Raw genomic sequence first — 25,904 nt, 5'->3', positions numbered from 1 at the left:
ACTATTTCGTTCCGAACAACCTGTCGCCGGCATCCCCCAAACCTGGGACGATATAGCCGTGGTCATTCAATTTTTCATCCAATGCTCCAATGTACATCTCCACATCCGGATGGTCCTTCCGCACCCGTTCCACCCCTTCCGGTGCTGCAATCAGGCATAGGAAGTGGATTCTGGTGACACCCTTGTCCTTCAGGAACTGGATGGCTTCCGATGCGGACCCCCCCGTCGCCAGCATGGGGTCCAAAACAAAAATATCCCGTTCCGATACGTCGTAAGGCAGCTTGCAATAGTACTCCACCGGATTCAATGTATCCGGATCCCTGTAAAGGCCGATGTGGCCTACTTTCGCCGTAGGCACCAGCTGCAGCATGGCGTCCACCATCCCCAATCCGGCACGGAGGATGGGGACAATCCCCAATGTCTTGCCTGCAATCTGCTTGGCTGTCGTTTTTGCTACAGGTGTCTCGATTTCCACATCTTCCAACGGCAGGTTCCTGGTCGCCTCATAGCACATGAGCATGCCGATTTCGGACACCAGTTCCCTGAATTCTTTGGATCCCGTTTCCACCTTCCGCAAGACCCCGATTTTATGTTGGATCAACGGATGGTCCATTACATGAATGTTCGACATGGCGCTTCCTCCTTTGTCTATTGCTGTCCGCTTGCCTTTCCTTCTATGCCGTCGATTCTCCTCTGGTGCCTCTCGTCCTGGGAAAAGGGCGTCTCCAAAAAGGTTTCCACAATCTTCTTGGCCACTTCCGGCCCCACGGTCCTGCCCCCCAACGCCAGAATGTTGGCATTGTTGTGCTCCCGGGTGGCCTGGGCGGAAAAGCATTCGCTGCAAAGGGCCGCCCGGATGCCGGGGATGCGGTTTGCGGCAATGGAAATGCCGATGCCCGTCCCGCAGATCAGGATGCCGAATTCGGCTTCTTTGGAGAGCACCTTGTCCGCAACGGTGCGGGCATAATCCGGATAATCGACCGACTTCTTGTCGTAGCAGCCGAAATCCTTGTACTCATAGCCCTTTTCCTCCAAGAAGGCCATAACCTCCTGTTTCAAATCAAATCCTCCATGGTCCGATGCGACTGCTATCATAGCACTTTCCTCCTTATGTTCATGATGGTTGCCTGGAGCATGCCGGCGCATGTCCGGTATGTCTCCAGGGATCCTCCGTACGGATCCGGAACGTCCCCAGTTCCTCCTGCAAACGGGAGCAGGGTTCTGATTTGGCTTCGATATTCTGGGAACGCCGTTTCCAGCACCTTTTGATGGGTCCTGGTCATGGCCAGGATCAGCGTATCTTTTGACAAATCACTATATTCTATCATTTTTGACCTATGCTTTTCAATATGTATGTCATATTCTTTCATGATTTCGACCGCCTGGGGGCTTGGAGGCATGCCATTCGCTCCAGCCAGCCCTCTGGAAAGGACAACGCCTTCGAATTCCGGAATAATTTTTTTGAACAGCCCTTCGGCCATGGGGCTCCTGCAAGTGTTGCCTGTGCACACGAATATGATCCGATCCATCCTCCACCATCCTTACACATGTACGACCCGGTTTCCCGCCGCCTTCATCAGCCGGTTCATGGTAGCCAGGCCCAAGTCTTCGCTGGAAAACCCTTCGGAATAGATGTGCTCTATCTGCAGGCCATCCATGTCCCGAAGCACCTTGAACAGGTTGGCGGCAACCTCCTCCGGCCGTGCTCCACTCCCAACCGCCAACACCACGGCATCCCCGTACAGGTTGGCCGTTTCCGCACTGGCGATGACGCCGGCCCTTTTCCCCTCCATTCTCCTGCGCTCCAACTGTTCCTTGATGTAAGCCGCCACCCGGTCCGGATCCCCCAGCACGATCTCCATTTGTCCCTTGGGCGCATAGTGCTTGTATTTCATTCCTGGGGCCCTGGGCAGGAGATGTTCCCCGTTCTCAAATACCGTCGGATCCACTTCCACGGGACCGACGACGTGTTCCAGCATGCTTACGGTGACGCCGCCGGGACGAAGGACCACGGGAATCTCCCCGGTCATGTCCACCACCGTGGATTCCAGCCCAATCCGCGCGCTTCCTCCGTCGATGATCACATCCACCCTTCCGGAGAGGTCTTCAATGACATGCTCCCCCAGGGTGGGGCTTGGCCTGCCCGACACGTTGGCGCTGGGGGCAGCCACCGGCACCCCTGCCTTTTGGATCAGTTCCAGCGCGATGGGATGGGAAGGCATCCGTACAGCCACCGTATCCAATCCGCCGGAGGTGGCCGCCGGGATGCTCTCCCGTTTCTTGAACACGAGGGTCAGGGGCCCCGGCCAAAACCGGTCCACCAGACGCATCGCCTTTTCCGATATTCCTGTGGCATACAGCGTCAGCTGCTCTTTCCGGCCGATATGGACGATCAGGGGATTGTCCGAGGGCCTTCCTTTGGCAGCATACACTTTACCGATAGCTTCCCCATCCAAGGCGTTCGCCCCAATCCCATAGACCGTTTCCGTTGGAAACGCCACCAATCCTCCCCCGCGCAAGACCGCGGCCGCCTCATCGAAATCATTGCCATGGATTTCCAAAAGGTCCTCCATGGCAATTCCTGTCTTCTCCGGCGAAAGATGTATTATTTTCGTATTCATTGCAGACCACCTTCCCTCTTCGGTTCCTCCGTATCCATCAAGCGCAACCCCGTGTAGACCATGAACACCCCTCCAAGAAAGACGACACCCAATTGGCCGATGTTCTGGACATCCATCTGCAGCGCCATCATCAGCAGGACCACCACGTTGAAGGTGACATGGGAGACCATGGCCGGCAATAGGGATCCCGTCTTCCAGACGAGCAGCCCGTGCAACAGGGCCATGGGAAAAACCAGGACCCCCTGCAGAAGGTTCTTGTGTCCGACCGCAAAGAGCAGCCCCTGGGCCAGTACAGCAGTTGCGGCCCCGAACCCGCGCAGGAAATGGTGCTGGAAGAACCCCCTGTAAATCATTTCTTCCACAATGGGGACCACGACTCCAATTCCAAGCAACCACCATGCCAACGGATATGCCTGGAACACCTCCGGCTGCACTACGGACAGTTCCAGGGACGAGAATCTCCCCGCCAGATTTGCGGCGCCCTGCAGGAGGAGCACCAGCCCCACTCCCAGCCATGCGCCTACCAGCAAGTTCCTTGCCGATGTCCTGCGTACCTGGAAAGGTTCCATGTTCCGTTCCCAAACCACCCACCGCACAAGTCCCAGAACCAGAAGGACCATGCATTGGACCAGAACGGAATGGCCTGGGCCCCATTCCATGTCCTCCCGTCCTCCAACCAGAGCCAGCAGATAGACACCATAATATGCGATTTTTTGAACCAACAGCACGATGGCCACGTACAGCGCACCTTCCAGAATGTTTTTCACTTTTCCCATCGGTCACTCCAAATATTGGGACAGGACATCCCATACCCCGCGGTTCTCCAGACCCAGCTTCCAGGAAGCCGCCCCCGCCAGGCCGTACGCCTGCACCAGTTTCATTTTTTCCTCCAAGGAGCGCAGGTCTTCCACCCAAATCTTGTAGGTTGCTCCCTCCGCCTGATACTCCGCATAGTATTGCCCTGTCTCCTCGTCCCAAAAGGGCACTACGCCTCTTTGTCCCAGGATGGTCTGGATGGCATTCATCCCCAGCGCCTGGGAAGAACGGGTCATCGCTTCCCCTTCTCCTGTCTCCTTCCAGAGCCTGGCGTAAAACGGCACTCCCAGCACCACCTTCTCTTTGGGGACCTCCAGCAATGTTTCCCGCACCCCTTTGTCCACAAATCCAATGGATGCCACGGAGCCGCTCTTTTCCGAACCGCTGTAATGCTCGTCGTACCCCATGATGATCAGGTAATCGATGTACTTGCCAATCTCTTCCCTTCCGTAATGTACGCTCCAAGGGGAGGGGACATACATGTCCACGGACACAACCACCCCTTCCTTGCGCAAAGGGATGGCCAGTTCTTTGACGAACTGCACATAGTAGGGTCCGTCGGCAACCGCAACGCTCTCGAAGTCGATGTTGATCCCGTCCAGACCATACCTGCGGACGTATTCCAGAATCTGCTCCACCACAAATTCCCGTTTGGCCGTGCTTTTCAAGACCTCATGGGTCCGGCTGCTGTTGAATGCGTTGCTGAACAGGGCCCAAACCTGCATTCCCCGGGCATGGGCCCATTCCACATAGGACGGGTCCGCAATGCTCTTGACGGTTCCCGCCTCATCGGCAATCTCAAACCATGTCGGGGAAACCACGTTCACTCCCCGCACATTCTGGAAGGCCGCCTCCACATTCCGGTTTGCGGCCAAGGTCGTCACCTGGTGCCAGGTCAGGTTCAATTTCCCGTCGAAATCCTTCAAGGGTTCCGGATCCGGCTGGTCCAATTTCGTCGGTACCGCCGGCACCTCTTCCCTTTTTCCCAAGGACCCTGCCTTCACATAGCCGGCCAGGCCTTCCTCTGTGGTGATCCGCACCCATTCCCCTTCTTCCCAGTGGATCCAGACAGTCTCCCCTCTCTTCAACATCCTGTAGTAGGCCGACTTGTGGTTGTCCCTGACGCGCAAAGCCGCTCCCGGAAGCCACCCTGCAATCCTGGCACGGGTCCCTGTCTCCGTCGGGTTTTCCACAACCAGCACGTTCAGCTCTTCTTTATATTCCATCCCATGGTCCGCATAGGTTTCCACCAGGTCCATGGGGAGATGGAGCCTTCCTGGGGACAATTCGACGACCGGTGATTCCAGGGAGCGGGTCTCCCCGTTGAACCTGTAGGAAGTTTCCCCCTCCCCCATCCGCAACACATCCCTATAGGTGGTGTAGCTTAGGACCTGTTCGTCCGGATCGTAGAAGAATTGGTCGTTCACATAGTCTTTCACAAAGGCATATGGCAAATGGATCTGCCCTTCGTGAAACACCGGCGGATCTTCCAATTCCAGAACTTCCCCTTCGTACAGGACATTGAGCCCTTCTTCCCGATCCAAAGGCAACAGCTGGGACGGTTCGGCGGTCCTGATGCTGGGAATCCGCGCTACGATCGCCCGGGCGACCCCCACACCTGCACGGTTGCCCAGCACCAATAAAAGTCCCCCCAAGAGCGCCGTCAATAGGACAGCCAGAAATACGGCCAAAACAATCTTCCCGATCCGCTTCATCGCAACCCCTCCACATTTTCCTGGCAACTTCATATCCTTTAGTTTAACACATTACAGACCTTTGCGCACATGAAATTGCACAAAGGGGATACGCAAGCCATTTTGCGGATACCTCTCAAGTATCCTTGACGGGAATGCGGAAGTTCCACCTGCATTTCCTCAAGCAGGACGCTCGTGTACAAAAAAAAAGCGTGGCAGGCCACGCTTTCCGTCGTAAAACAAAAGACCGCTGCAAACGGTCCGAAGTAGGGAATAGATTGGACACCTCCCAGCACCTTGGGGCAGCTGCCAGGGACCTGTCCTTTCATATTTCCATTATACGACCAGGGCATCCTTATGGAAAGTGACCGGAGTCATCCTTTCCGGTGACCCTGGTCATCATCATCGCCGAACGTGTGCATCGGAAGGGCCGCATGGATATGAAAGCCCTTCCCTTCCGGCGAGCCGCACTGGAAGCTTCCTCCCAGTTCCCGGGCCCGGGCCGCCATCCCCTGCAACCCATTGCCGAATTCCAGTTGCTCGCATCCACGTCCATTGTCCACCACCACCAGCTCCGCCCGCAGGGGGGACAAACGGAGGGCGATGGCCATCTCGCTGGCTTCCCCGTGCTTCAGCGCATTCGTCATGGCTTCCTTCAAGATCCGCAGCAACGCCTCTTCCGCCTTTCCGGACACGGAATTCTCCAGGCCATGGGCCACCAACCGGACCTGTATGCCTGAAACCTTGAATTCCTCCATCATCTTCTCCATGGCTTCCTTCAGGGATTTCCCCGGAATTGTCGAACGGACACGGCCTTGCAAGGAACGCTTCAATTCCAGCAGGCCGTTCCTTGCGATTTCCATGCTCTGCTCCACCTTCACCTGCGCCGTCTTCCTGTCCTTCTTCGCCGCCTCCAACAAGGAAATCACCAGGATGATGGAGTGCCCCAAGATGTCATGCACCTCTTTTGATATCCTGTGCCGCTCCTTTTCAACCGCCAGTTTCTCCTTTACCAGAAGGCTCCCTTCCAGCGCCTCGTTGATTTGGGCCAAGGAAAAGTTCTTCTCCTCCAGTTCCAACAGCAGGACTTTGCTGGCTGTGATGTCCTTCATGCTGAACACCGTCCCCAACACCCTTCCCTTCCTGTTCCGCACCTGCCGCACCTGCCATTGGATGTAGCGTTTACGTCCTTTGCCCGATGTCTCCAGTTCCAGTGAGCCGCTGCTTTGCGTGCCCCTGACAATGGCTCCGTACAGGCGCTCCAAGGAGTCCCCTTCAAAAAAGCCGTTCCGCACCATGACGAAGAAATCTTCCACCTTGGTGTGGACCTTCAATATGCCCAGGCCCTGCATGGCCGCCTCCATGGCCGGATTCAGTCCGACGATCCGGGCATCCTGGTCCAGCAACAGGACACCCTCCTGCATGCTTTCCATGATTTTCCTTCTGGATATCTTCTGCACATCGAAGGTATTGTTGCTGTAGGCCATGGCACCCATCATGAACACCCACCCGTTGACGGCCAGCGGCGTATAGTCCCATCCAGACGGAATCCATCCCCCCAGGACTCCGCTCCCGTAGCCCATGACCAGCAGGAATGTCCCGACCAGCACCCATCGTCCAAAACGATGCCCCTCATTCGTCCGGATCTTCAGGACCAGATGCCTGAACGCAAGAAACAACAGGCCATATGCATACGCAAGGGACAACACCAAGAAGCCCGTCCCCAAGACATCCGCCTCCGTCAGGACACCCACCATATGGACCCCGAACAGCAGCGCAGCCCCCAGATGCAACAGGACCATCTGCATCCACCCCAGGGAATTCCCAAAGCGATAGTACCGGGTGAAGAGAAACAAGGCCACCGGAAAGAAAAGGATTCCCAGCATCCGGATTTCCTGAAGCACCAGGTGCAACTCAGACTCCAGCTCCAAGTCGTTCAGCAGGGTTCCGATGGTCCAAATGCCGATGACCAGTTGGACGTCAAAAAAGTAGGTCATGTACCGGTCCCTGACCGACCTGAGGTGGATCATGAAGCCCAAACCCGCAAAAAAAAGGAAGCCGCAGACATAGCCAGCCATCTTGAAAAACAGCAAATGCTCCATGGACACCACCTTCCGTTATGCGGGGTTAAAAAAGGTCATGGTTGATGGCGAACACGGCAATCTGCATGCGGTCCTTCAAATCCAACTTTCCGAGGAGTTTCGAAACCTTGTTCTTGATGGTGCCCTCCGTGAAGCCCAGCGCATCGGCAATCTCCTTGTTGCTCTTCCCGTCCACAATCATTCCGATCATCTGCACTTCCAGCGGAGTGATCCCCAACCGCTCCACCATGCCTTCCCCGCTTTCCTGACGGCTCCCCAACTGATGGAGTTCGTAACGCAGGGTTTCCAGCACATGCCCATGGAAAATCTTGAGGCCATGGTAGGCGCCCCGGACCGCCAGAACCAATTCCTCCGGCTTGATGTCCTTGACGATATATCCATCCGCACCACGGTCCAGCGACTCCAAAATGCTTTCCTTGTCCTCGAAAGTAGTGAGCACCAGGACCTTGATGGAAGGGTACAGCTCCTTTATCTGCCGCATGGCTTCCCTCCCGTCCATATGGGGCATGCGCAGGTCCATCAGCACGACATCCGGCCAGTGGAGCTTGCAGTTCCTGACAGCCTCCAGGCCGTCACCGCCCCCATCCACCACCGATATGCCTTCATCCTGTTCCAGCATGAACAGCAACGTTTTCCGCAACAGGACCTGGTCGTCAACCACCATTACCTTGATCATGTCCAACCTCCGTCTTCTTATAATGGCCCACCGACATACGGATTTCCGACAGTCCCTGTCTGGCCCTGTCCGTTGCCGCCTCCAGCGCCTCCTTTGCAGAGGGCCCCCAGGCGTCCCTTTGCAGCTGCAATTCCGCCACTTCCAGCAACGCCAGCAATTCTGCCATGGAATGGCCAAGGGTATGATGGAACTCCTGCAGGATCCTGTTCCTCTCCTTTTCCACCGTCCAGGCTTGGATGGACTCCAGCTGGCCCCGCAGACGCTTGTTCGCTTCTTCCATGGCACGGTTCTTGTCTTCCAGGTCTCTGGAAAGCTGGATCATGGACGTCACATCCCAGAAGGTGACCAGGGTGGCCGCCTTGTTGCCATACAGTCCGGCAATCGCCTTTGCCGTGTAACGGAGGGTCTTCTCCCGACGCTCCGTCCGAATGTGTATTTCTCCGTTAAGCACGGTTTCCCTCCCCGCATCCACCGCATAGGATAGGGAGTCGACAGAACGCTTGTCCACCGCAACACCGCGCAGCTGCTGGATGAAATGCCCGTATCCGGTCCCTTGGGACAGGGCGGGGAGGAAGGTGAAAAACCCCGGGGTGCAGTCGATGATGCGCCCCCCCTCGTTGACCACAAGCATGCCCTCCTCCATGGTCTCCAGCAAGGTGGCCATGGCCTGGGGCATCAGGTCCAGGAACTGGTACTTCAGGATGGCAACCATGGTCAAGAGCAGGGACAGGGGAAGTGCCATCACCGGAGTGTACTTTCCCATCTCAAACAAATCCGCAGCCGAGATGCTATAGGAGAAGGGAACAAGCAGGGTCGCCACCACGAACAACAGGTTCTGTTTCTTGTACCGCGAACGCAGGCTGTAGGATGGAACCAGAAAGAAACTGTTCCCAAGGCCAAAACACAGCAGGGAGGTCCCCAACATGATCCAGGTGGAGACACCCTCCCCCTTCTCCAGCAACATGCCGGCATACACTGTGGAAGGCATTGCGAGCAAAAGCAGGATCCAGCGGAGCTTAGGCATGGATTTCAGCGTGTGCGCATAGGCAAAAACCAAAAAAACAGGCGCCATGAAAGCTATGGGCCCATATTGCATCAAAGACAGCGCCTCCCGGAAGGCTCCTTCAGGCGCAACAACCTCCAGGAGGCGCAGGATGGTCCATCCCAGCACAAGACCCTGGAGAACCACGTAGGTGGTTGTGACCTGGCTCCTGTTGGCCTGGGTGGCCACATATAAGATCAAAAACAGGATCAGCGTGGCGGACGCCAGCAGGAATCCCGCCATCAGCATTTGTTCCATTGCTCCACTCCTTTGTCCTGCATCTTCCGGAAACCGTTGCCCTGGATTTCCTTGTCTTCACTATACCGGAAGTTTGCCGTGAACGCAAGATTGGAATCGCTCAACCCTGCCTGCCTAGCGTGACGCGCATCTCCTCCTCCCCTGAAGCCAGGGCCAGCAGCAGGGAGACCGGAATCCCCTTCCTGTCCACCACAATCTCCAGCGCCCAGGGACCTTCCGGAAGAAAGGTTCCTGGCGGGATCCCCGCATCCCGCCACAGGTCCTGCAGCCGGTCCCCTTCCATGCGATAGGAGAATCCACCCTTGACCGGATGGACCACAACGGTTCCGTAACCTATCCGCGCCTGCAGGCCTTGCATTTCCTGCGGAACCAGGGGAACCTCATAGGACAGGAGGCTGGAACCGTAAGGTACGGAAACCTCCAGATGCATCATGCCCTTCCTCCCATCCAGAACGACCTCCAGGCGGGCCAGTTCCATGCCCATTCCTTCCAGGCCGCCCACGTAGGTTTCCATCCCTTCCTCCAGCCACGCCTCCGTAAGTCCCAGGGTTTCCGCTCCCGCCTGTTCCCATGCCAAGCGCTGGCCGCCGGCAATCAGAACCAGGAATGCCATGAACAGCAGCATCCAACAGGATTCAGCCCTGTGCCAGATTTTCAAAAAACACCTCCAGCCCTTCCTCCTGCATCAGAGCCATCCTGTGCAGGAAGGATACAATCCCCTCATCTTCCATTTCCGCCTTGGTGATCAAAAAATTGGACAGTTCCTTGAATCCCATGCACCGGTCTCCCCCTTCTTCCGACTGGATGGGGACATACAGGAATCTATACGGCTTGCTGGACATTCCATCGATGAAGATCAGCTCCGGGGACAGATGGAACCCCTGAAAGGGAAGCAAATGGTGGGATGCTTCTTCCTTTGCGTTCTGCAGGCATTGAAAAAGCTTCTGCAGTTCCTGCAAGGTGATCCGTTTCTTTTCATAGCGGTCCCGAAGGCTGCCCGTGCCTTCGATGTCATAGAACAACCGATACCGTCCGTTCTCCACAAGTGTTTTGACGCCCAGCAAGCCTGGAATCCTGTTGTGCTTCAGCATCTCCAGCTTGTGCCACACCACGGCTTCCTGTTCCACATGCACCAGGAGACAGGCCTTCTCCTCCATCCTGCTGATACCCATTTCAATGCCCATCCGCAACCCTCCTCCTAGAAATTGAATTGGTCCACACGCATCTGGCCTAAAATGGAGGCCAGCAGCTGATTGATATGTTCCTTGAACAGAAAAGCAAGTCCGATCAACACCACGATGATCAACGCTATTTCAATCACACCCATACCCTCTTCATTCCGCAAACACTTGATCAACCGCATTCCGCTCCTCCTCATCCCATCAAAACCCAATCGAGGCGAAGGTGGGGGTCATGACAATCAGGATGATGGCACAAAGCAGGATTCCCATGGGAAGCACCAGTTTGCTGCTGGCCTTTTCCCCTTCTTTCCTAGCCATTCCTATCTTGTCGTTCCACGCATCCCTGGCCAACGAATCCAATTGCTCCACCATGTTCCCGTTCCCTTTTTGCATTCCCTGGAGCAGGATGCCCGCAAACCGCTGGACTTCCTTCGTCTGGCATCGTCTGCCCAAGGCTTCGAAAAGCTCCTTCTCCGTTTTCCCCATCTGCCACTCCTCCAAGGCCAGCCGCAATTCAGAAACGAAGGGATTCTCCCGGGTGGCTTCCCCTCCCTGCCGACAGACCTTGTCCAGTGCCTGGCGCACCGTCATGCCCGCATTGATGAGCAGGGTCAGGCTCCGCAACAGTTCCGGAAACCTTTTCCCCATTGCTGCCTTTCGCTTCCGGGAGACCGTCTTCAACTCCTGGCTCTTCACCAGGGCCACCGCAATCCCGAAGAAGATTGCCCCCAACAGGTTGTTTCCCAATTCGGCCAGGGCCTTCGACCCTCCATTCCCATAGGAAATGGCTGCGGCCTCTCCTAGGACCGCCTCCGGAAGGAGGACGGTCCTCCCGGTGGAAAGCGTGTTTTCCTGCTCCATGAAATCCCGCAGCTCTTTGGAGATCCATTTCCTGTACTCCTCCGGGCTTCTCCTGATTTCACCGAACACCAGCTTCCAGGCCTTCTCCTCCTGAATCCTTTGGCCATTGTATTCAGCCATCAGGATGGCCGTCAGGCCTACTTCCGTCCCTTTGGAAATGGTTTGGGACTTCAGAACCTCGCCCCGGTTGGTAAGCAAGTCCTGGCGCCCGCTTTCCCACCGGATTCCAATCCTGCCGGTGGCATCCCTGGACGGAAGGGACAGGTCCCCTGTGATCCCCTCCAGGCTTTCGTCCCCCCCCGGCAACCCATCCCCCAGCCCCTCCGCCACTTCCAGCAGATAAGCGCGCAGCATGGCCTCGGAATCCACATGCGGCTCCAACTCCAGCTGGAGCCGGTCCTCGATGGTCATCCCCTCCCATTCGGTTTCATACTCCAGCTCCAGGAACCGGGTGCCTTCGGACAAGCTTCCCTTTACCAGCTGCCCCTCCTGCAATTCCCCTTGTCCTCCGGTCCATGCCGCTACCTGCAGGCACACGACCAGGCATATGGCCAATCCGGCACCCGCCACCCCCAGCCCCAGCACTTCCGCCAGATACCTGTGGAGATTCTCCTCCCATCCGTCCTCCCCATAGGCGCTCTGCACCATGTCTTTCATGATGGGGCTGCCCGTCAGCCTGTCCTTCCAAGGCATCCTGCAAAGGATCCTTTCCCCTACCGCCGTGGTGCCATCCAGCCAACGCCACTTCATTTTCTGTCACACCTCGATTCTTATTATTTTCCTGCCGATGAAAAATACCGCAACATAAAGTCCAAGACCGAGCAGCATCACCGCCCTCCCAAGGCCGGTATGGTACATCACCTGGGTGAAGGAGGGGGAAATCCCCTTCAGATATAGTATGATCAGAGGAAGCAGAAGCATCAGGAGCATCAACTCATACCTTTTTTCCGTTGTGATGATTTCAATCTCCTTTTCCAGCTCCATCCGCTCATGCATCCGCAGGGCCGTGTACTGGATGACTTGGGTCAGGTCCCCGCCCGTCCTGTTTGCGATCACAAACACCTCTGCGAATTGGCGGATCTCTTCAATGTCCGCTTCACCCGAGAACTCCAGAAGGATCTCCTCCAAATTCCTGTTCACCGCAATCTGGTTTTCAAACTCCTGGAACACCTGCACGATCCTGCTGCCCGGGGGGTAGATGACCTGCAGGTCGCTGACTGCCGAACGGAAGGCGTTTTCCACCGATTTTCCAACACCTAGGGATGCGGAAACACTGTAAAGCGCATCCTTGAACTGGAGTTTCAACGCATAGGCCGCACGCTCCTGGTACAGGGCTTCCATCGTTCCCATCCAGAAGATTCCGGTCGATCCCACCGCCAGGGCCACAAACAGGTTGTTGAAAAAAACCAGGCCCAACAGGATCATCCCCAAGATGCCCAGCGCCCTGAACACCCAGCTTCTTGTTTCCTTATCCTTCATGCAATCCCGCCTTCTCCAGCTTCCTTGTCCGGCACATCGGTTCATCCGTCCTGGTCAACTTTCCTTCCCGGTAGAGGTACAAGGGGTGGAGCTGGATCCGATCCTCCCGCAGGTCCACCACCTCCACTATTTCCATCACCTTCCTGCTGTGGTCCCCCATGCGTTCCAGATGGACAACCAGGTCTATGCCGGATACGATCTGCTGGCGTATGGCCGTGGAAGACATCCGGGCAGCCGCCAGAATCATGGTTTCCAAGCGGTTCAGCATGTCCCTTGCGCTGTTGGCGTGTCCCGTGGATAGGGACCCGTCGTGTCCGGTATTCATGGCCTGAAGCATGTCCAGAGCCTCCTCGCCCCGGACTTCCCCCACCACAATCCTGTCGGGACGCATCCGCAACGAGGTCTTGATCAGATCCCGGATGGTGATTCCCCCGGTACCGGTCAGGTTTTCATTCCTCGTTTCCAGACGGACCAGGTTTCTGATTTGCCTGATCTGCAGTTCTGCCGAATCCTCGATGGTGATGATCCGTTCATCCGAAGGGATGAAGTTGGACAACACGTTCAGAAATGTCGTTTTTCCGGTTCCTGTACCACCGGAAATGAAGATGTTGTACTTTGCCTTCACCATCCTTTCCAGAAAAACCGCTGCATCCCTCTCCAAAGTCCCCTTTTCCACCAGCCTTTCCATCGTAAGGGGATTGTCCGGGAACTTCCTGATGGTCACCACCGGGCCATCCAATGCCGCCGGCGGCAGTACGATGTTCACCCGGGAACCGTCCTCCAATCGGGCATCACAGATCGGATTCTTTTCATTCACCACCCGGTTCACCCGGGACACGATCCGCTGGATCAGGTCTTCCAGCTTCTCCTTGTTGTCGAACTCCACCTCTTCCCGGTACATGCGCCCGTCCTTCTCCACAAAGATTTCGGAAGGCCCGTTCACCATGATTTCCGTCACGGCATCATCGTCCAGCAGCGGCTGGAGCAGGTCAAGCCGGCGCAGGCTGTTGAATATTCCGGAAAAGATGCCGATCCTCTCGTCCAACGTCACTGGCTCCGTCCCCCTCCATTCCTGGATGGAGGCGTCAATCAACCCGGCCACATGGGTATCGTCCGGGGGAGTCCCCCTTTGCCGGTTCAGCGATTCGTACACCATGGCCTGCACCTGTTCCCATGCCGGACTCTTCTTCATCCCTTCCATGCATCCATCCTCTCCTGGGCGATCCGGCGCACGGCCTCTCCGAATTGTCCGCCCATTTCTATTCCCAATACCCCGTTCTGTACTTTGGACGCCTCTGGCACCCAGGGAATGCCATGCCGGCCTTCCCCCTGCATTTCCATCTCCTCCATCCCCGGATTCACCTGGTTCACCACAGGAACCGTCTTCTCCAGCCAATGGTCCAGCTGCTGGGCCGCCAGGTCCCGTTTCCAGGCCTCCTGTTTCTGATGCCCACGGATCCCTCCTGCGACGATGCACCAAATCTCATCGCATCCTTCCATTGCATCCCGCTGGAAAGGTGTCATGGCATTTCCAAGATCCAATACAACGAACTGGTATCCGGTATGGTCCATCAGGTGTCGGATCGCCGATTGCAGCAGTTTCCCATCCAGATGGTCCAAATCCCCCGAAGCGTCCACAGGTCTGAAATAATGCAGGTATCCTTCCGCCCCCTTTTCCACAGGCAGTGTCCACTGGACGGATGGGATTTTTCTGATCTTGTGGAAATGGTAGATCATTTCCGACAGGTTCCCGTTGCTGCAGGGCAAATTCCCGATGTCCCGGAAGGTATAAAGCCCCTCCAAAGGCATGTAGAGGACCTTGGCTGCGATTTCCGCCAATGCCAGGGACAACCCGACCCCCACGGTGGTTTTCCCTCCTCCTCCCATGGGGCTGTAGATGCCGATGATCCTTTCAAATCGGTTGAAGGCAGGCACCGGAACCCGATTCCCCTGGCTCGCGGCCAACCTTCCGATCGCCTCCTCCATGGCATCCATGCGCTGGTACCGCATCATCCTCTTGTACCGTTCCTCCGGCACCTTGCTCAACGCTTCCGTCATTACAACGACCGGCAACGCCGGGTCAAAATCCAGTTCCAACTCCAGGTACTCCTCCGCGAGCAGCAGAAGGTCCAGCGGCTGCAGCCTGTAAGCCTCTTTCACTTCCTGGATATGGTGGAAATTGAAGATTTGGAAATTGTTCTTTTTCGAAAAGACCAGGTAGGTGGTGAACGCCTGGATATAGGGTGTGTCTTCACTTAAAATGGCTATGTTCCTTTTGGACAAAAGACCCCTCCTCCTGTGTTGCCCGACTTGTTCTTATGCTGGAATGGAATGGGATGGAATGGGTTGGAGCCGCATCCCTGTACCCATCATTATAGGGCGTGCGCACGCCTCTGCCTATAGTACGTCCTACCCATTCCATCCAAAAAGGACGGCTGCCTGCGGCAGCCGTCCTTCTATTTTTCCAAATTTCCAAATTTTGTGAACTGTCCCATCCAGACCAGGTCCACCGTCCCCGTAGGGCCGTTCCGCTGTTTCGCTATGATCAGCTCCGCCTGGTTCTTGGCATCCGTATCCGGGTTGTAGTATTCGTCCCTGTACAGGAACATGACCACGTCCGCATCCTGCTCGATGGCGCCGGATTCCCGGAGGTCGGACAGCATGGGCCGGTGGTCAGCCCTCGCTTCGCACGCACGGCTAAGCTGGGACAAGGCGATGACCGGAGCGCCAACTTCCCTGGCCAGACTCTTCAGGGATCTGGAAATCTCCGAGATTTCCTGTTGTCTGGAGTCGCTTCTTCCACTTCCGCTCATCAACTGGAGATAGTCGATCAGCACCAGGTCCAACCCTTTTTCTAGCTTCAGCTTCCGGCACTTGGCTTTCATCTCTCCCACGGTGATTCCCGGGGTGTCGTCGATGAAGATGGGCGATTCCCCCAGAATCGCCGCCCCCCGGAGCAGCTTGGTCCACTCCTCGTCCTCCAGATTTCCCGTCCGCACCTTCTGCGCGTCCACCATGGCTTCCGAGCAGATCATCCTATTGACAAGCTGCTCTTTGGACATTTCCAAGCTGAAAATGGCTGTGGATTTCCCTTCCTTGATTGCCGCGTGCTGGGCCACATTCAAGGCGAAGGCAGTCTTTCCCATGGAGGGCCTGGCTGCAATCAGGACCAGGTCTGCCGGTTGCAGCCCCGCTGTCTTGTAGTCCAGATCCAGGAATCCGGAAGAGATGCCGGTTATGTTTCCCGTGCTCTTGTGGGCAGCCACAATCTTGTCCAATGTAGGATTGATCAGTTGCTTGACGCTGGCGAACTCCTCCGTCTTGCGGTTTTGGATGATGTTGAAAATCCTTTCCTCCGCACTGTTCAGGATGTCTTCCAGCTTGTTCCTTCCGTCGTACCCCTCCGCCGCGATGTCCTGTCCGGTCCGGATCAGTTTGCGGAAAACCGCCTTTTCCTTTACGATTGTGGCATAGTTCTTGATATGGGCCGACGTGGGCACCGCCATCGCCAGCTTGGACAGGTACTCGATTCCTCCCAGCTGCTCCAGAACGCCATGATCCTCCAAGACGGCCTTCAAGGTCACCAGGTCCACCGGCTTGTTGCTGTTGTAGAGGTCTGTGATCCTCTCAAAAACCACCTGCAGGTCGGGCTGGTAGAAATCCCCTGGCTCCAGATGTTCCAGCGCGATGGCGATCGCTTCCCGATCCATGATCATAGAGCCTATGACCGATTGTTCCGCCTCCAAACTATGGGGGGGCACCCTTTTTACAACTTCCTCCACGTCCATTCACTCCATTGCAGGATGGCAGCCGATGCGGCATGCCATGCGCAGCCTATTCTTCTTCCACCACTTTGACAGCCAGTTCCGCGGTTACCTTGGGATGCAGTTTGACGGGTACCATGGTTGTTCCCAGCGCCTTGATCGGTTCACCGAGCAGAAGTTTCTTCTTGTCGATTTTCAATTGCAGCTGTTCTTCGATTTCCTTGATGATTTCCTTTGTGGATACGGAGCCGAAGATCCTTCCTCCCTCGCCTGCCTTGATCCTGATGGTGATGGAGGCTTCCTTCAACGTCTCCGCCAACGCCTTGGCTTCCTCAAGGATTTCCTGCTGCCTCCGCTCTTCCGCCGCGTTCTTGAGCTTGATGTCGTTCAGCGTCTTGCTGGTCGCCTCAATCCCATATTTTTTTGCGATCAGGAAATTGCGGGCGTAGCCTTCGCTCACCTCTACGACATCTCCTTTTTTACCTACATTCTTCACGTCCTGCAGCAATACGATTTTCATTCCTTCTCACCTTCCTGTATGTGTTCGTCTATTGTCATTTTCAAGAGCCGCAACCCCTCTTCTATGGTGGTGTTTGGCAATTGGGCCCCAGCCACGCTCAAATGGCCTCCTCCCCCCAGCTTCTCCATCAGGAACTGTACGTTGATGTCGTCCAGCGACCGGGCGCTGATGTAGACGGTTCCGTTGATGTCGGAGAGCACGAAAGACGCTTTGATTCCCGAAATCCCCAAGAGCTCGTCCGCCGCTTGGGCCGCAACCAAGGTTGCGTTGGCAACATTGGAGGGGCATACGGCCAGGGCGACCACATCCTTGTATACGATCGAATCCTTGACCGCCGTCGCCTTCGCCTTATAGGACTCCATATCGTTCTTGAAGAGCTTTCTCACCCGGATCACATCGGCGCCATTCCTGCGCAGGAAAGCCGCCGCTTCAAAAGTTTTGACCCCTGTCTTCACAACGAAATTTTTGGTGTCGACGGAAATCCCCGCAAAAAGGGCATCCGCTTCGATGGGATCCAACTTGACCTTTTCGGAAATGTAGCGCAAAATTTCCGTGATCATTTCACATGTAGACGATGCATAGGATTCGATGTAGCTGAGCACGGGATTCTCGATATAATCCGCACTTACCCTGTGATGGTCGAATACGACAACATTCTTCGTCATGTCCAGTACAGCAGGGAACTCCATGTAACTCGGCCTGTTAACATCCACAACCACCACCAGGGTGCTCTCATCGATATAGCCGGCCACCTGGCTGCTGTTCAAAAAGAGATCCTCCGGATAATGTTCGCTCTGCACCACCCTGTCGTACAAGAGACGGGTGGCGGACGTGATGTCGTTGATCACGATATGGGCCGTCTTGTCCAACTGCTTTGCGCAGGCATAGACACCGATGGCAGCCCCAAGGGAATCCAGGTCCTGGAACTTGTGGCCCATGACGATCACATTCGAGCACTCCTCCAGCAACTCCCTGAAGGCGTAGGCCTTTATCCTGGCCTTGACCCGTGTGCTTTTTTCCACCGCCTTGCTCTTCCCGCCGTAAAAGGAGAACTTGTCCTTCTTCTTGATGACCGCTTGGTCTCCCCCTCTGCCCAGCGCCAGGTCGATGGACATCTGCGCATATTCCAGGGCGGTCTGGTATGTATCCTCATTCAGACCCAATCCGATGCTGGCTGTGACCGGAAGTTCGTTTCCCAAGTTGATTTCCCTTATTTCATCCAAGATGGAAAACTTGCTCTCCTTCAATTGTGCCACATATTTCTTCTTGAAGAGCAGCAGGTATTTGTCCTTCTCGAACTTCTTGATGATTGCGTCCATCTGGTTCCCGAACTTGTTCACATGCCGGTCGATCAGGGCAATCAGCAGCGGTCTGCGGACGTCCTCGATGCTGTTGATCACCTCATCGTAATTGTCGATGTACAACAGTCCTGCCACAACCTTTTGGTCCTCGTTTTCCCTCTGCAGGGTCAGCTCCCTGGTTATGTCGAAGAAAAAGACGGAATAGAACCTTTGCTCTTCAACATACTCCAGAAGGCCCAAGGCCTGGTCCGGCTGGTCCTCAAAGGAATATTTGGTCACCACCGCCCGCAGGATCAAGTCCTTGTAGGTGAACTCCTTTTCAATCAGGTTGTGCTCCAACGGCAATGTCTTGATGTCGAACTCCGGAATCAGGTCTTTGATGCATCGGTCCAGTATTTTCTTTTCAGACACCATCCAGTCGAATGCCCTGTTGCTCCAACGGACCTTTCCGTCATAATCCAGGATGATGATGGGAAGGTCGAAATATTTCAGGAAATCCTTCTGTATGCTGCTGAAATCGATGGCGAAATTCACCACTTCCCGCATCATCTTCGTCTTTTCCACACGGAGGACCACCCCGAAAAGCAGGATGCTGAATACCAGGATTCCTAGAAACAGATATCCCATCTTATGGTTGACCAATAGTGCAATCCAAGTCATCACCACAAAAAACAAGATATAGATGAATGGCCAATACAAGTACTTGACCAGCTTGATGTCCAGTTTTCTGCCCGCTTTGTTCATGAAATCTCCCTTCAATTTACCTGAGGCTTTTCGCAAAACCATCCTTATTATACCATCATCTGGATTGAATGAAAAGTTTTTCGCGTCGGCCGGATTCGACAGCGGCTCATTGAGGGCCATTACCGTTTGAAAAGAAAAGAGCCCTGGAAACCCAGGGCTCTTTCTTCTACTCGATTACGTAAGGCAAAAGTGCAACGTGCCTTGCTCTTTTGATTGCAATCGTCAATGTTCTTTGATGCTTTGCACAAGTTCCTGTGATTCTCCTGGGAAGGATTTTTCCTCTTTCAGAAATGAATCTCTTCAGCTTGTTCGTGTCTTTATAGTTCACTACGTTGTTGCTTTTCTCTTCACAGAAAGCGCAAACACGTCTTCTTTTTCTGATTGGTCTTCTCTTTTGAAATGCCATGCGACTAACCTCCTTTGTCAAATGATGGCCCCTATCGGGTGGTTAGAACGGGATATCGTCGTCAAAGTCTTCGTCCACCGGCACAAATCCTTCTCCCCCACCCTTGCCTGCTGGCTTGGGTGTCGGCGCGGATGGCTGCTGGTAGTCCCCTTGTCCTCCGACTCGTTCTTCAAAGCTTCTTTTGCTCTCGGCAAATTCCTGCTCTTCCACAATGATTTCCGTGGTATACTTCTTATTGCCCTCATTATCGGTGTAGCTGCCTGTCTGAAGTCTTCCGACGACCAGAACCTGCTGTCCCTTTTTGAAGTACTTCTCGGCAAATTCACCTGCTTTTCCGAAGGCAACGATGTTCAAAAAGTCCGCATCCGGTTCTCCATCACGCTTGAACCTCCTGTTGACCGCCAACCCGTAGCGGGCGATGGCCAAGGGAGTTGCCCCTTGCGAATATCGAACTTCTGGATCACGCGTAAGTCTTCCCATTAAAATAACTTTATTCATAAAAGTCCTCCTATGGGGCGCCTATGCTTCTTCCTTGATGATCAGATAACGCAATACGTTTTCCATGATACGAACACGTTTTTCGATTTCAATGGGGGCTGTAGGCTCCGATTCGAACTGGATGAAATAGAAAAATCCTTCACGGACTTTGGCGATTTCATAAGCCAGTCTTCTCTTTCCCCAATCGTCCACATTGACAATCGTACCACCGAATCTCTCAATATAGCCTTTCACTTTTTCCAAGTTGGCTAATTTGGCTTCTTCATCAACTTTGCCGTTGATGATCAAAGACAATTCGTATTTGTTCATTACTTGCACCTCCTTTTGGTCTGATGGCCCTCAATCTCTACCGGACTAAGCCCTGTGTTTCCACAACGGCTATCCAGCTGTCGAGAGCAAGGATATAACACAATTACAGATTATACCACAGACCGGATGCTGATGCAAGCAAAAGCGTGTTTTTCTGATTCTTTCAAGTTTTCCGCAGGAACCCTCCTCATTGCCGGTTGTCTTTCACTCCCATTTCCTACTGTTCCTTAGCCTGGATTCCCCGGATGTTCTTTTCCAGCTTCGTTCTTGGGATCATGACCAAATGCCCGCATCCCATGCAGCGAAGCCGGAAATCGATGCCTGTCCTGAGAACTTCCCATTCATAGGAACCACACGGATGCTGTTTCTTTAGCCTTAAGCGGTCACCCACTCCGATTTCCATACAGTCGCTCCTTTATTGCCTGTACCCGTTTCCATTTTCCATTCCTTTATTAGGATAACACATCGGGATTCCTTTTTGGTATGCCGGCGGCACGATTTTTTAAATTTTTTTTGGAATCCTCGCTCCCCCTCACCAAGCGCAATAAGAACGGGGTTGCCGCATTCTTGCGGCAACCCCGTTCTTATCCATAGGACTTGCATATCGAAAACATCTAAGAGGGGAAAAACGGAAACAGAATCGGCAACAGGATCATGCTCACAATTGTTGCGACAACAATCAGCGGCAGCCCTGCCTTGACATAATCCCTGAACCTGTAGCCGCCAGCGCTAAGGACCATCGTGTTGGCCGGCATTCCAATCGGTGTCGCATAGGCCAAGGATCCCCCAATGACCGTAGCCATCAGCACGGCCCGCGGGTCGGCACCCAAGCCGGCGGCGATCGATACGCTGATTGGAACCAGAAGTGCTGTCGTCGCCGTATTCGACATGAAATTTGTTAGCACCGCAGAAATCATGAAAATGGCGAAGAGCAGTACGAACGGGCTCGCATTATCACCTAGGGCGTTCATGGCCGCTTCTGCTATGGAAGCTCCTGCACCTGTCTTTTCCAGTGCTTTTGCCAACGCCAGGGTTCCTCCGAACAGGAAGATCACTTTCAGGTCGATCGCCTTGTACGCTTCCTTCTCCGATATGACACCTGTCAACACCAGAAGAATTGCGCCGACGCTGCCTATTACATGCAGTTGGACTCCGATTTGTTTTTCAAAAATCATGGCAAGGATCGTAACGACCAGAATCACCAGGGAGAGCTTCTTTTTCCATTCCGGAACATGGCTGTAGTCGATGACCTCATTGAACACACTGTCCGCATCCCCTTTTGTATCTGGCAGGAACTTATAGCCAATGAACGCGAAATAGATGATGCCGACGACCAGTATCGGCAAACCAACTTTGGCATATTCGAAAAAACCGAACCCCATGCCCATTTCCTGCAATGCGGATTGGGCAATCAGGTTTCCGGGGGCTCCAATCAGGGACAGGTTTCCTCCCATGGCCGCAGCGAAAACCAATGGCATCAGGAGCTTCGATCTGGCAAAACCCGACTTTGCGGCGATGCCGATGACAACAGGAATCAGTACCGCTGCGGTTCCTGTGTTCGAAAGGATCCCAGACATCAATCCCACGATTACCATGATGGAAACGATCAGCTGCCGCTCCGTTTTTGCGAATTTGGTGATGACACCGCCAACCCTGTTGGCCATTCCTGTTTCAAACAGAGCTCCGCCCACAATGAACATGGCGACAAAAAGGATGACATTGTTGTTTACGAATCCTGCGAATGCCTCCGCAGGTTCCAGTACCTTGAAAAGGATCAAGGAAATGCAGACAATCATCGAAGTGACCGACAAGGGAACCTTCTCCCATGCGAACATGACGATTGCGAAAAGAAGAAGCAATAAGGTTATGGATGTAGGACTCAATTGAATTCCTCCTTTGAATTTTATACGTAACTGCAGCTGCCTATTTTATGAATTTCACCTTGGTGTACAGCTCCTCAAGGGCTTCGTCCTTGCGTTTGTTGAACAGCACCTTGTTCTGTTCAAAGAGATTGTTCCCCTCCGCATCAATGGAAACAATCAGGGGGCCGAATTCCTTCACGTGGCATACCCACAACGTTTCAGGCATTCCCAGATCCTGCCAATAGGCTCCTTCAATCTTTTCCACCTCGGTCGCGGCGATTACGGCGCAACCTGCGGGAAACACGCAGTGTATCGCCTTGTTCTCCCTGCAGCCCATCTCCGTGTTCGGACCCATGCCGCCTTTTCCTACAATGACCTTGACACCGGTTTTCTCGATGAATTCCTTTTCGAATTTTTCCATGCGCATGCTGGTTGTCGGACCTATGGAAACCATTTCAAACTTTTTTTCCTCGCCTTCCACTTTCCGGACAATCGGCCCGGCATGAAAAATCGCACCGCCTTGTATATCCACAGGAAGTTCGCGTCCATATTCAATGAGCCTGCGGTGCGCTACATCACGGCAGGTTACGATATGTCCATTTAGATAAATGACATCCCCAATCCTGATGTCCTTCAAGTCTTCATCTGATACCGGAGTATTCAATATCTTGCTCATAATTTAACCCCCTTGTGTGTAATCAGTTCATAGCTGAGGTCACTGTTGAATACAATCGTTCCCCTTCTGTGCGCCCAGCAGCCGACATTCACGGCCACCGAAATGACCGACGGATGGCGCGCGGAATTTTCAATGTGCACACCCATGACCGATTTTTTCCCTTGCAGCCCTTGAGGTCCAAGTCCGATCGAGTCGATTGCTGAAATCAAATCCTTCTCGAGCTGTGCCGCTTTCGGATTTGCATTTCTGCTTCCCACCGGTCTCATCAGGGCAACCTTCGACATATAGGCCGCAGAGTCGATGGATGTCCCTATTCCAATCCCCACCAGCAGGGGTGGACAGGCATTGAGCCCATAGGACGTCATGATGTCCAGCACAAATTTCACAACACCTTCATAGCCTTCACCAGGCATCAAGGTCTTTCCTTGTCCCGGCAGCGAGCAGCCGCCGCCAGCCATGTAGATGTCCAGCTCCAGCCTGTCACTGTCCGGCAGGATGTCCCAGTAGAGCCACGGTGCTTTTGTCCCTGTATTGGTTCCCGTATTCACCTCGTCAAAGGTTTCCACAGCATTGTGCCTGAGCGGGCCTTCCTTTGTCGCGATGGCTACAGCATCCTTGAGAACCTCTGCCAGCGCGTCGATGTAGGGGAATTTGCTCCCCACCCGAACAAACATCTGGATCATTCCTGTGTCCTGGCAAGACGGCCTGTTCAATGCGACCGCCTGCTCCTGGTTCCTCTCCATGGCTTCATAAATCATTTTCGCCATTGGCATGCTTTCTTCATCACGCAGTTCCTTGAGCTTTGCAGTGACATCGTCTGGCAGGCGCTTTCCAATCATTGCCGTAAACTTCGCCACCCGATCTGTCAATAGACCTAAAGCCTCTGTCTTTTCCATTTCCTTACCTCCTTGTCAAAATTGGCGCATCCAAATCCATAACTGCACTTTATCAAAAAGGATTCGATGCTTCTATCCCAAAATCCATATCTTTATCGGGATGGTTCACACAGGAAGCAGTTCAAAATGAACAGGATGCTAAAAACCGTATAAAAAAAACCCTGTTTCCAGTCGAAGAGTTCAACATGGAACAGGGCATTCCGCTTGATTTGGTTCAATTTGCCTGCCAAGCGCATCTAAAATATTTTCCATCCGTCATTATTTATAAATGCCTATTTTGATATGGGATGTTTTCTATCTGTTTTGTGTGCTTTCATCCTCCGTACCTACCATGGCATCCAGCTCTTGCGCCAATTCCCTCAGTTTGGATGCCATTTCCGCCAATTGTCGATTGGATTGGATGGCCTGGTCACGCCGCAGCTCTTCGTTCAAACAGGCGGTGCTGGAGAAGTCCCCCTTCCTTACGGAAATATACTCCTCCAATTTCTTGTTCACATACCCATCTTCCGTCGAAATGAATTCCCTTTTGAAATTCACATCGACCATTGCATTCTCGCTGTTCAACCTGCTTCGATATTCTTTGGGGGATTTCCTGAAATTCTCCTTAAAAGCCGTATTGAAGGCTTTTATATCCGGAAACCCGTTGGACAAGGCGATTTCCAGGATCGAAGCATTGGATTTTCCCAATTCGACGGTAGCCTCCCTCAACCTGATCCTTGTCAGATAGTCGTAGTAATTGATTCCCAGATGGGCTTTGAACAGTTGGGATACATAGCTCGGGTTGTATCCGCTTTCGTTCGCCAGCTTTTCAAGCGTGATTTTCTTCCTGTAGTTCTTGTTGATATACCGGATCATCCCATTGATCGCATCCAAGTTCTTCTGGTTGGCCACAAAGGTTGCGGCTTGGATTTCTTGGGGTGGGAAATTTGATACGATTGTATGCAAAAGGCTGTACAAGGCACTCTTGAAATGCAGCCTTTTTTCCGACTCTTCTTGGTTGCCGGTGAGCATCATCTCGGCAAGGGAGGCTCTAATCGATTGAAAGGCCATCGTATCCCTGGTGTCTCCCATCGAGAAGCAGTTGAAAGACAGGAATTCGATTTTCTCATAATACTCTTTAAGGAATACGGGATCCACATGCAGTACCATGGCGATGCTGTCCGGTTCATGTGCCAGTGACGCATGGCCGACATTCGCATTGATCACAATCAGATCGTCTGCCTCAAGGACCCTGCTCACACCGTTCCCACATACCTCCACTTCCCCTCTCAGCACGAGCAACAGTTCAATTTCCTTGTGCCAGTTGAAGTGGTAAGAACCAATCCTGTATATGTATTGCTTCAGAGCCATATTGCTGCTTGGTCTGCTGTATTCATAATTGAATTCTTTCAAAAGGACCACCTCAAAGTGTTGTGGACGGCTTCTCTTCAACTGGAACAAATAATAAAAAAGACCTAGAATCTATATTCTAAGCCGTTTCTTGAATTGCGGAGACAGGATTCGAACCTGTGACCTTCGGGTTATGAGCCCGACGAGCTGCCAGCTGCTCCACTCCGCGCTATGTTTGATGCGATGGATATTGATAAAAGGCGCCAACCAGATTTGAACTGGTGGTGGAGGAGTTGCAGTCCTCTGCCTTACCACTTGGCTATGGCGCCATATGAAAATTGGCAGCCACCTACTCTCCCAGGTCGTCTCCAACCAAGTACCATCGGCCGTCCAAGGCTTAACCGAGTGCAATTGCAAGCAATTGCGATTCGTGTTCGGGATGGGAACGGGTGTTTCCCTTGGACGCATCGCCACCAAAATGACTCATAGGGGAATCGAACCCCTGTTACCGCCGTGAAAGGGCGGTGTCTTGACCGCTTGACCAATGAGCCTTAATATAATTCCAAGGTCCATAAGGACCAGCTCCCCGAGTAGGATTCGAACCTACGACCCTTCGGTTAACAGCCGAATGCTCTACCGCTGAGCTATCGAGGAATATGTCACTGAACGATTATACCACACAGCATGAAGACCTGCAAGAACCAAAAACCTGTTACACAATTATGGTTTGACGCCTAGTCGCCTAGGTCAAGCCCTCGACCGATTAGTATTGGTCAGCTGAACATGTTGCCATGCGTACACCTCCAACCTATCAACCTGGTAGTCTTCCAGGGGTCTTACTCCTTACGGATGGGATATCTTATCTTGAG

General features: G+C 53.7%; 27 protein-coding genes, 4 tRNA genes and 2 rRNA genes. All 33 read right to left on the bottom strand.

Annotated elements, in window-relative coordinates:
- Nucleotide 1 precedes the first annotated feature (1 nt).
- Nucleotides 2-631 carry a uracil phosphoribosyltransferase gene (gene upp, locus GXN74_RS02975; protein WP_162369433.1) on the bottom strand — a complete coding sequence of 210 codons (630 nt, stop codon included), beginning with the start codon at nucleotides 629-631 and terminating at the stop codon, nucleotides 2-4.
- Between the two features lie 17 nt (nucleotides 632-648).
- Nucleotides 649-1,095, bottom strand: coding sequence for a ribose 5-phosphate isomerase B (rpiB, locus tag GXN74_RS02970; protein WP_162369432.1), 447 nt, complete (start codon nucleotides 1,093-1,095; stop codon nucleotides 649-651).
- Nucleotides 1,092-1,529: a low molecular weight protein arginine phosphatase gene (locus tag GXN74_RS02965; protein ID WP_162369431.1), complete on the bottom strand. Its 438-nt coding sequence runs from the start codon at nucleotides 1,527-1,529 to the stop codon at nucleotides 1,092-1,094. Before GXN74_RS02965 ends, rpiB begins: the two co-directional genes overlap by 4 nt.
- Before the next feature lie 12 nt (nucleotides 1,530-1,541).
- Nucleotides 1,542-2,621, bottom strand: a complete 1,080-nt coding sequence (locus GXN74_RS02960) for an L-threonylcarbamoyladenylate synthase (RefSeq protein WP_212505686.1) — start codon at nucleotides 2,619-2,621, stop codon at nucleotides 1,542-1,544.
- Complete coding sequence (locus GXN74_RS02955) at nucleotides 2,618-3,397, bottom strand: CPBP family intramembrane glutamic endopeptidase (protein WP_162369430.1); 780 nt, start codon at nucleotides 3,395-3,397, stop codon at nucleotides 2,618-2,620. Before GXN74_RS02955 ends, GXN74_RS02960 begins: the two co-directional genes overlap by 4 nt.
- Nucleotides 3,398-3,400: 3 nt before the next feature.
- Nucleotides 3,401-5,152 (bottom strand): glycosyl hydrolase family 18 protein, encoded by a 1,752-nt coding sequence (locus tag GXN74_RS02950; protein WP_162369429.1) that lies wholly within the window; start codon nucleotides 5,150-5,152, stop codon nucleotides 3,401-3,403.
- A 353-nt stretch (nucleotides 5,153-5,505) separates the two neighbouring features.
- The gene (locus GXN74_RS02945; RefSeq protein ID WP_162369428.1) at nucleotides 5,506-7,233 is read right to left on the bottom strand and encodes a PAS domain-containing protein; all 1,728 of its coding nucleotides are present in this window, start codon (nucleotides 7,231-7,233) and stop codon (nucleotides 5,506-5,508) included.
- A gap of 25 nt (nucleotides 7,234-7,258) precedes the next feature.
- A complete protein-coding gene (locus GXN74_RS02940) occupies nucleotides 7,259-7,909 on the bottom strand; it encodes a response regulator transcription factor (protein ID WP_162369427.1) in 651 nt (216 codons plus the stop codon).
- Nucleotides 7,887-9,209: a histidine kinase N-terminal 7TM domain-containing protein gene (locus GXN74_RS02935; RefSeq protein ID WP_162369426.1), complete on the bottom strand. Its 1,323-nt coding sequence runs from the start codon at nucleotides 9,207-9,209 to the stop codon at nucleotides 7,887-7,889. The genes GXN74_RS02940 and GXN74_RS02935 overlap by 23 nt, the downstream gene beginning before the upstream one ends.
- 100 nt (nucleotides 9,210-9,309) lie before the next feature.
- Nucleotides 9,310-9,867, bottom strand: coding sequence for a hypothetical protein (locus tag GXN74_RS02930; RefSeq protein WP_162369425.1), 558 nt, complete (start codon nucleotides 9,865-9,867; stop codon nucleotides 9,310-9,312).
- Nucleotides 9,845-10,393, bottom strand: coding sequence for a DUF6382 domain-containing protein (locus GXN74_RS02925; protein WP_162369424.1), 549 nt, complete (start codon nucleotides 10,391-10,393; stop codon nucleotides 9,845-9,847). The genes GXN74_RS02930 and GXN74_RS02925 overlap by 23 nt, the downstream gene beginning before the upstream one ends.
- 14 nt (nucleotides 10,394-10,407) lie before the next feature.
- Nucleotides 10,408-10,572, bottom strand: coding sequence for a Flp1 family type IVb pilin (locus GXN74_RS02920; RefSeq protein WP_162369423.1), 165 nt, complete (start codon nucleotides 10,570-10,572; stop codon nucleotides 10,408-10,410).
- 19 nt (nucleotides 10,573-10,591) lie between these two features.
- Nucleotides 10,592-12,001 carry a type II secretion system F family protein gene (locus GXN74_RS02915; RefSeq protein ID WP_162369422.1) on the bottom strand — a complete coding sequence of 470 codons (1,410 nt, stop codon included), beginning with the start codon at nucleotides 11,999-12,001 and terminating at the stop codon, nucleotides 10,592-10,594.
- Between the two features lie 6 nt (nucleotides 12,002-12,007).
- Nucleotides 12,008-12,730, bottom strand: coding sequence for a type II secretion system F family protein (locus GXN74_RS02910; protein WP_162369421.1), 723 nt, complete (start codon nucleotides 12,728-12,730; stop codon nucleotides 12,008-12,010).
- Nucleotides 12,720-13,931: a TadA family conjugal transfer-associated ATPase gene (locus tag GXN74_RS02905; RefSeq protein WP_246208568.1), complete on the bottom strand. Its 1,212-nt coding sequence runs from the start codon at nucleotides 13,929-13,931 to the stop codon at nucleotides 12,720-12,722. Before GXN74_RS02905 ends, GXN74_RS02910 begins: the two co-directional genes overlap by 11 nt.
- A complete protein-coding gene (locus GXN74_RS02900) occupies nucleotides 13,919-15,013 on the bottom strand; it encodes a CpaE/TadZ family protein (RefSeq protein WP_162369420.1) in 1,095 nt (364 codons plus the stop codon). The genes GXN74_RS02905 and GXN74_RS02900 overlap by 13 nt, the downstream gene beginning before the upstream one ends.
- Nucleotides 15,014-15,186: 173 nt before the next feature.
- On the bottom strand, nucleotides 15,187-16,518 hold the full coding sequence (dnaB, locus tag GXN74_RS02895) for a replicative DNA helicase (RefSeq protein WP_162369419.1): 1,332 nt from the start codon (nucleotides 16,516-16,518) through the stop codon (nucleotides 15,187-15,189).
- A gap of 46 nt (nucleotides 16,519-16,564) precedes the next feature.
- Complete coding sequence (rplI, locus tag GXN74_RS02890; RefSeq protein ID WP_162369418.1) at nucleotides 16,565-17,014, bottom strand: 50S ribosomal protein L9; 450 nt, start codon at nucleotides 17,012-17,014, stop codon at nucleotides 16,565-16,567.
- The gene (locus GXN74_RS02885; protein ID WP_162369417.1) at nucleotides 17,011-19,059 is read right to left on the bottom strand and encodes a DHH family phosphoesterase; all 2,049 of its coding nucleotides are present in this window, start codon (nucleotides 19,057-19,059) and stop codon (nucleotides 17,011-17,013) included. The genes rplI and GXN74_RS02885 overlap by 4 nt, the downstream gene beginning before the upstream one ends.
- Nucleotides 19,060-19,225: 166 nt before the next feature.
- On the bottom strand, nucleotides 19,226-19,465 hold the full coding sequence (rpsR, locus tag GXN74_RS02880) for a 30S ribosomal protein S18 (protein ID WP_162369416.1): 240 nt from the start codon (nucleotides 19,463-19,465) through the stop codon (nucleotides 19,226-19,228).
- A gap of 42 nt (nucleotides 19,466-19,507) precedes the next feature.
- Nucleotides 19,508-19,963, bottom strand: a complete 456-nt coding sequence (locus GXN74_RS02875; RefSeq protein WP_162369415.1) for a single-stranded DNA-binding protein — start codon at nucleotides 19,961-19,963, stop codon at nucleotides 19,508-19,510.
- 21 nt (nucleotides 19,964-19,984) lie between these two features.
- A complete protein-coding gene (gene rpsF / locus GXN74_RS02870) occupies nucleotides 19,985-20,272 on the bottom strand; it encodes a 30S ribosomal protein S6 (RefSeq protein ID WP_162369414.1) in 288 nt (95 codons plus the stop codon).
- A gap of 217 nt (nucleotides 20,273-20,489) precedes the next feature.
- Nucleotides 20,490-20,675, bottom strand: a complete 186-nt coding sequence (locus tag GXN74_RS02865) for a DUF951 domain-containing protein (protein ID WP_162369413.1) — start codon at nucleotides 20,673-20,675, stop codon at nucleotides 20,490-20,492.
- Nucleotides 20,676-20,886: 211 nt separating this feature from the next.
- Nucleotides 20,887-22,131 carry an SLC13 family permease gene (locus GXN74_RS02860; RefSeq protein WP_343032786.1) on the bottom strand — a complete coding sequence of 415 codons (1,245 nt, stop codon included), beginning with the start codon at nucleotides 22,129-22,131 and terminating at the stop codon, nucleotides 20,887-20,889.
- Nucleotides 22,132-22,195: 64 nt separating this feature from the next.
- On the bottom strand, nucleotides 22,196-22,810 hold the full coding sequence (ttdB, locus tag GXN74_RS02855; protein WP_212505685.1) for a L(+)-tartrate dehydratase subunit beta: 615 nt from the start codon (nucleotides 22,808-22,810) through the stop codon (nucleotides 22,196-22,198).
- Complete coding sequence (ttdA, locus tag GXN74_RS02850; protein WP_162369411.1) at nucleotides 22,807-23,706, bottom strand: L(+)-tartrate dehydratase subunit alpha; 900 nt, start codon at nucleotides 23,704-23,706, stop codon at nucleotides 22,807-22,809. The genes ttdB and ttdA overlap by 4 nt, the downstream gene beginning before the upstream one ends.
- A 294-nt stretch (nucleotides 23,707-24,000) precedes the next feature.
- Complete coding sequence (locus GXN74_RS02845) at nucleotides 24,001-25,098, bottom strand: AraC family transcriptional regulator (protein ID WP_162369410.1); 1,098 nt, start codon at nucleotides 25,096-25,098, stop codon at nucleotides 24,001-24,003.
- Between the two features lie 93 nt (nucleotides 25,099-25,191).
- Nucleotides 25,192-25,264 (bottom strand) — tRNA-Met (locus GXN74_RS02840).
- Nucleotides 25,265-25,293: 29 nt separating this feature from the next.
- Nucleotides 25,294-25,364, bottom strand: a tRNA-Cys gene (locus GXN74_RS02835).
- Between the two features lie 7 nt (nucleotides 25,365-25,371).
- Nucleotides 25,372-25,513, bottom strand: a 5S ribosomal RNA gene (gene rrf, locus GXN74_RS02830).
- A 1-nt stretch (nucleotide 25,514) separates the two neighbouring features.
- Nucleotides 25,515-25,586, bottom strand: a tRNA-Glu gene (locus tag GXN74_RS02825).
- A 31-nt stretch (nucleotides 25,587-25,617) separates the two neighbouring features.
- A tRNA-Asn gene (locus GXN74_RS02820) sits at nucleotides 25,618-25,689 on the bottom strand.
- A gap of 89 nt (nucleotides 25,690-25,778) precedes the next feature.
- A 23S ribosomal RNA gene (locus GXN74_RS02815) occupies nucleotides 25,779-25,904 on the bottom strand; the annotation flags it as partial.

This window comes from Anaerotalea alkaliphila, from assembly GCF_010179735.1.
GTDB lineage: Bacteria > Bacillota > Clostridia > Lachnospirales > Vallitaleaceae > Anaerotalea > Anaerotalea alkaliphila.
Note: the sequence above shows the minus strand (reverse complement) of the source record. Positions and strands in the feature narration are given on the sequence as shown.

Excerpts from the sequence above, each read along its gene's own strand:
- upp (WP_162369433.1), bottom strand. The coding sequence starts at position 631 with ATGTCGAACATTCATGTAATGGACCATCCGTTGATCCAACATAAAATC.
- rpiB (WP_162369432.1), bottom strand. The coding sequence starts at position 1,095 with ATGATAGCAGTCGCATCGGACCATGGAGGATTTGATTTGAAACAGGAG.
- GXN74_RS02965 (WP_162369431.1), bottom strand. The coding sequence starts at position 1,529 with ATGGATCGGATCATATTCGTGTGCACAGGCAACACTTGCAGGAGCCCC.
- GXN74_RS02960 (WP_212505686.1), bottom strand. The coding sequence starts at position 2,621 with ATGAATACGAAAATAATACATCTTTCGCCGGAGAAGACAGGAATTGCC.
- GXN74_RS02955 (WP_162369430.1), bottom strand. The coding sequence starts at position 3,397 with ATGGGAAAAGTGAAAAACATTCTGGAAGGTGCGCTGTACGTGGCCATC.
- GXN74_RS02950 (WP_162369429.1), bottom strand. The coding sequence starts at position 5,152 with ATGAAGCGGATCGGGAAGATTGTTTTGGCCGTATTTCTGGCTGTCCTA.
- GXN74_RS02945 (WP_162369428.1), bottom strand. The coding sequence starts at position 7,233 with ATGGAGCATTTGCTGTTTTTCAAGATGGCTGGCTATGTCTGCGGCTTC.
- GXN74_RS02940 (WP_162369427.1), bottom strand. The coding sequence starts at position 7,909 with ATGATCAAGGTAATGGTGGTTGACGACCAGGTCCTGTTGCGGAAAACG.
- GXN74_RS02935 (WP_162369426.1), bottom strand. The coding sequence starts at position 9,209 with ATGGAACAAATGCTGATGGCGGGATTCCTGCTGGCGTCCGCCACGCTG.
- GXN74_RS02925 (WP_162369424.1), bottom strand. The coding sequence starts at position 10,393 with ATGGGCATTGAAATGGGTATCAGCAGGATGGAGGAGAAGGCCTGTCTC.
- GXN74_RS02920 (WP_162369423.1), bottom strand. The coding sequence starts at position 10,572 with ATGCGGTTGATCAAGTGTTTGCGGAATGAAGAGGGTATGGGTGTGATT.
- GXN74_RS02915 (WP_162369422.1), bottom strand. The coding sequence starts at position 12,001 with ATGAAGTGGCGTTGGCTGGATGGCACCACGGCGGTAGGGGAAAGGATC.
- GXN74_RS02910 (WP_162369421.1), bottom strand. The coding sequence starts at position 12,730 with ATGAAGGATAAGGAAACAAGAAGCTGGGTGTTCAGGGCGCTGGGCATC.
- GXN74_RS02905 (WP_246208568.1), bottom strand. The coding sequence starts at position 13,931 with ATGGAAGGGATGAAGAAGAGTCCGGCATGGGAACAGGTGCAGGCCATG.
- dnaB (WP_162369419.1), bottom strand. The coding sequence starts at position 16,518 with ATGGACGTGGAGGAAGTTGTAAAAAGGGTGCCCCCCCATAGTTTGGAG.
- rplI (WP_162369418.1), bottom strand. The coding sequence starts at position 17,014 with ATGAAAATCGTATTGCTGCAGGACGTGAAGAATGTAGGTAAAAAAGGA.
- GXN74_RS02885 (WP_162369417.1), bottom strand. The coding sequence starts at position 19,059 with ATGAACAAAGCGGGCAGAAAACTGGACATCAAGCTGGTCAAGTACTTG.
- rpsR (WP_162369416.1), bottom strand. The coding sequence starts at position 19,465 with ATGGCATTTCAAAAGAGAAGACCAATCAGAAAAAGAAGACGTGTTTGC.
- GXN74_RS02875 (WP_162369415.1), bottom strand. The coding sequence starts at position 19,963 with ATGAATAAAGTTATTTTAATGGGAAGACTTACGCGTGATCCAGAAGTT.
- rpsF (WP_162369414.1), bottom strand. The coding sequence starts at position 20,272 with ATGAACAAATACGAATTGTCTTTGATCATCAACGGCAAAGTTGATGAA.
- GXN74_RS02865 (WP_162369413.1), bottom strand. The coding sequence starts at position 20,675 with ATGGAAATCGGAGTGGGTGACCGCTTAAGGCTAAAGAAACAGCATCCG.
- ttdB (WP_212505685.1), bottom strand. The coding sequence starts at position 22,810 with ATGAGCAAGATATTGAATACTCCGGTATCAGATGAAGACTTGAAGGAC.
- ttdA (WP_162369411.1), bottom strand. The coding sequence starts at position 23,706 with ATGGAAAAGACAGAGGCTTTAGGTCTATTGACAGATCGGGTGGCGAAG.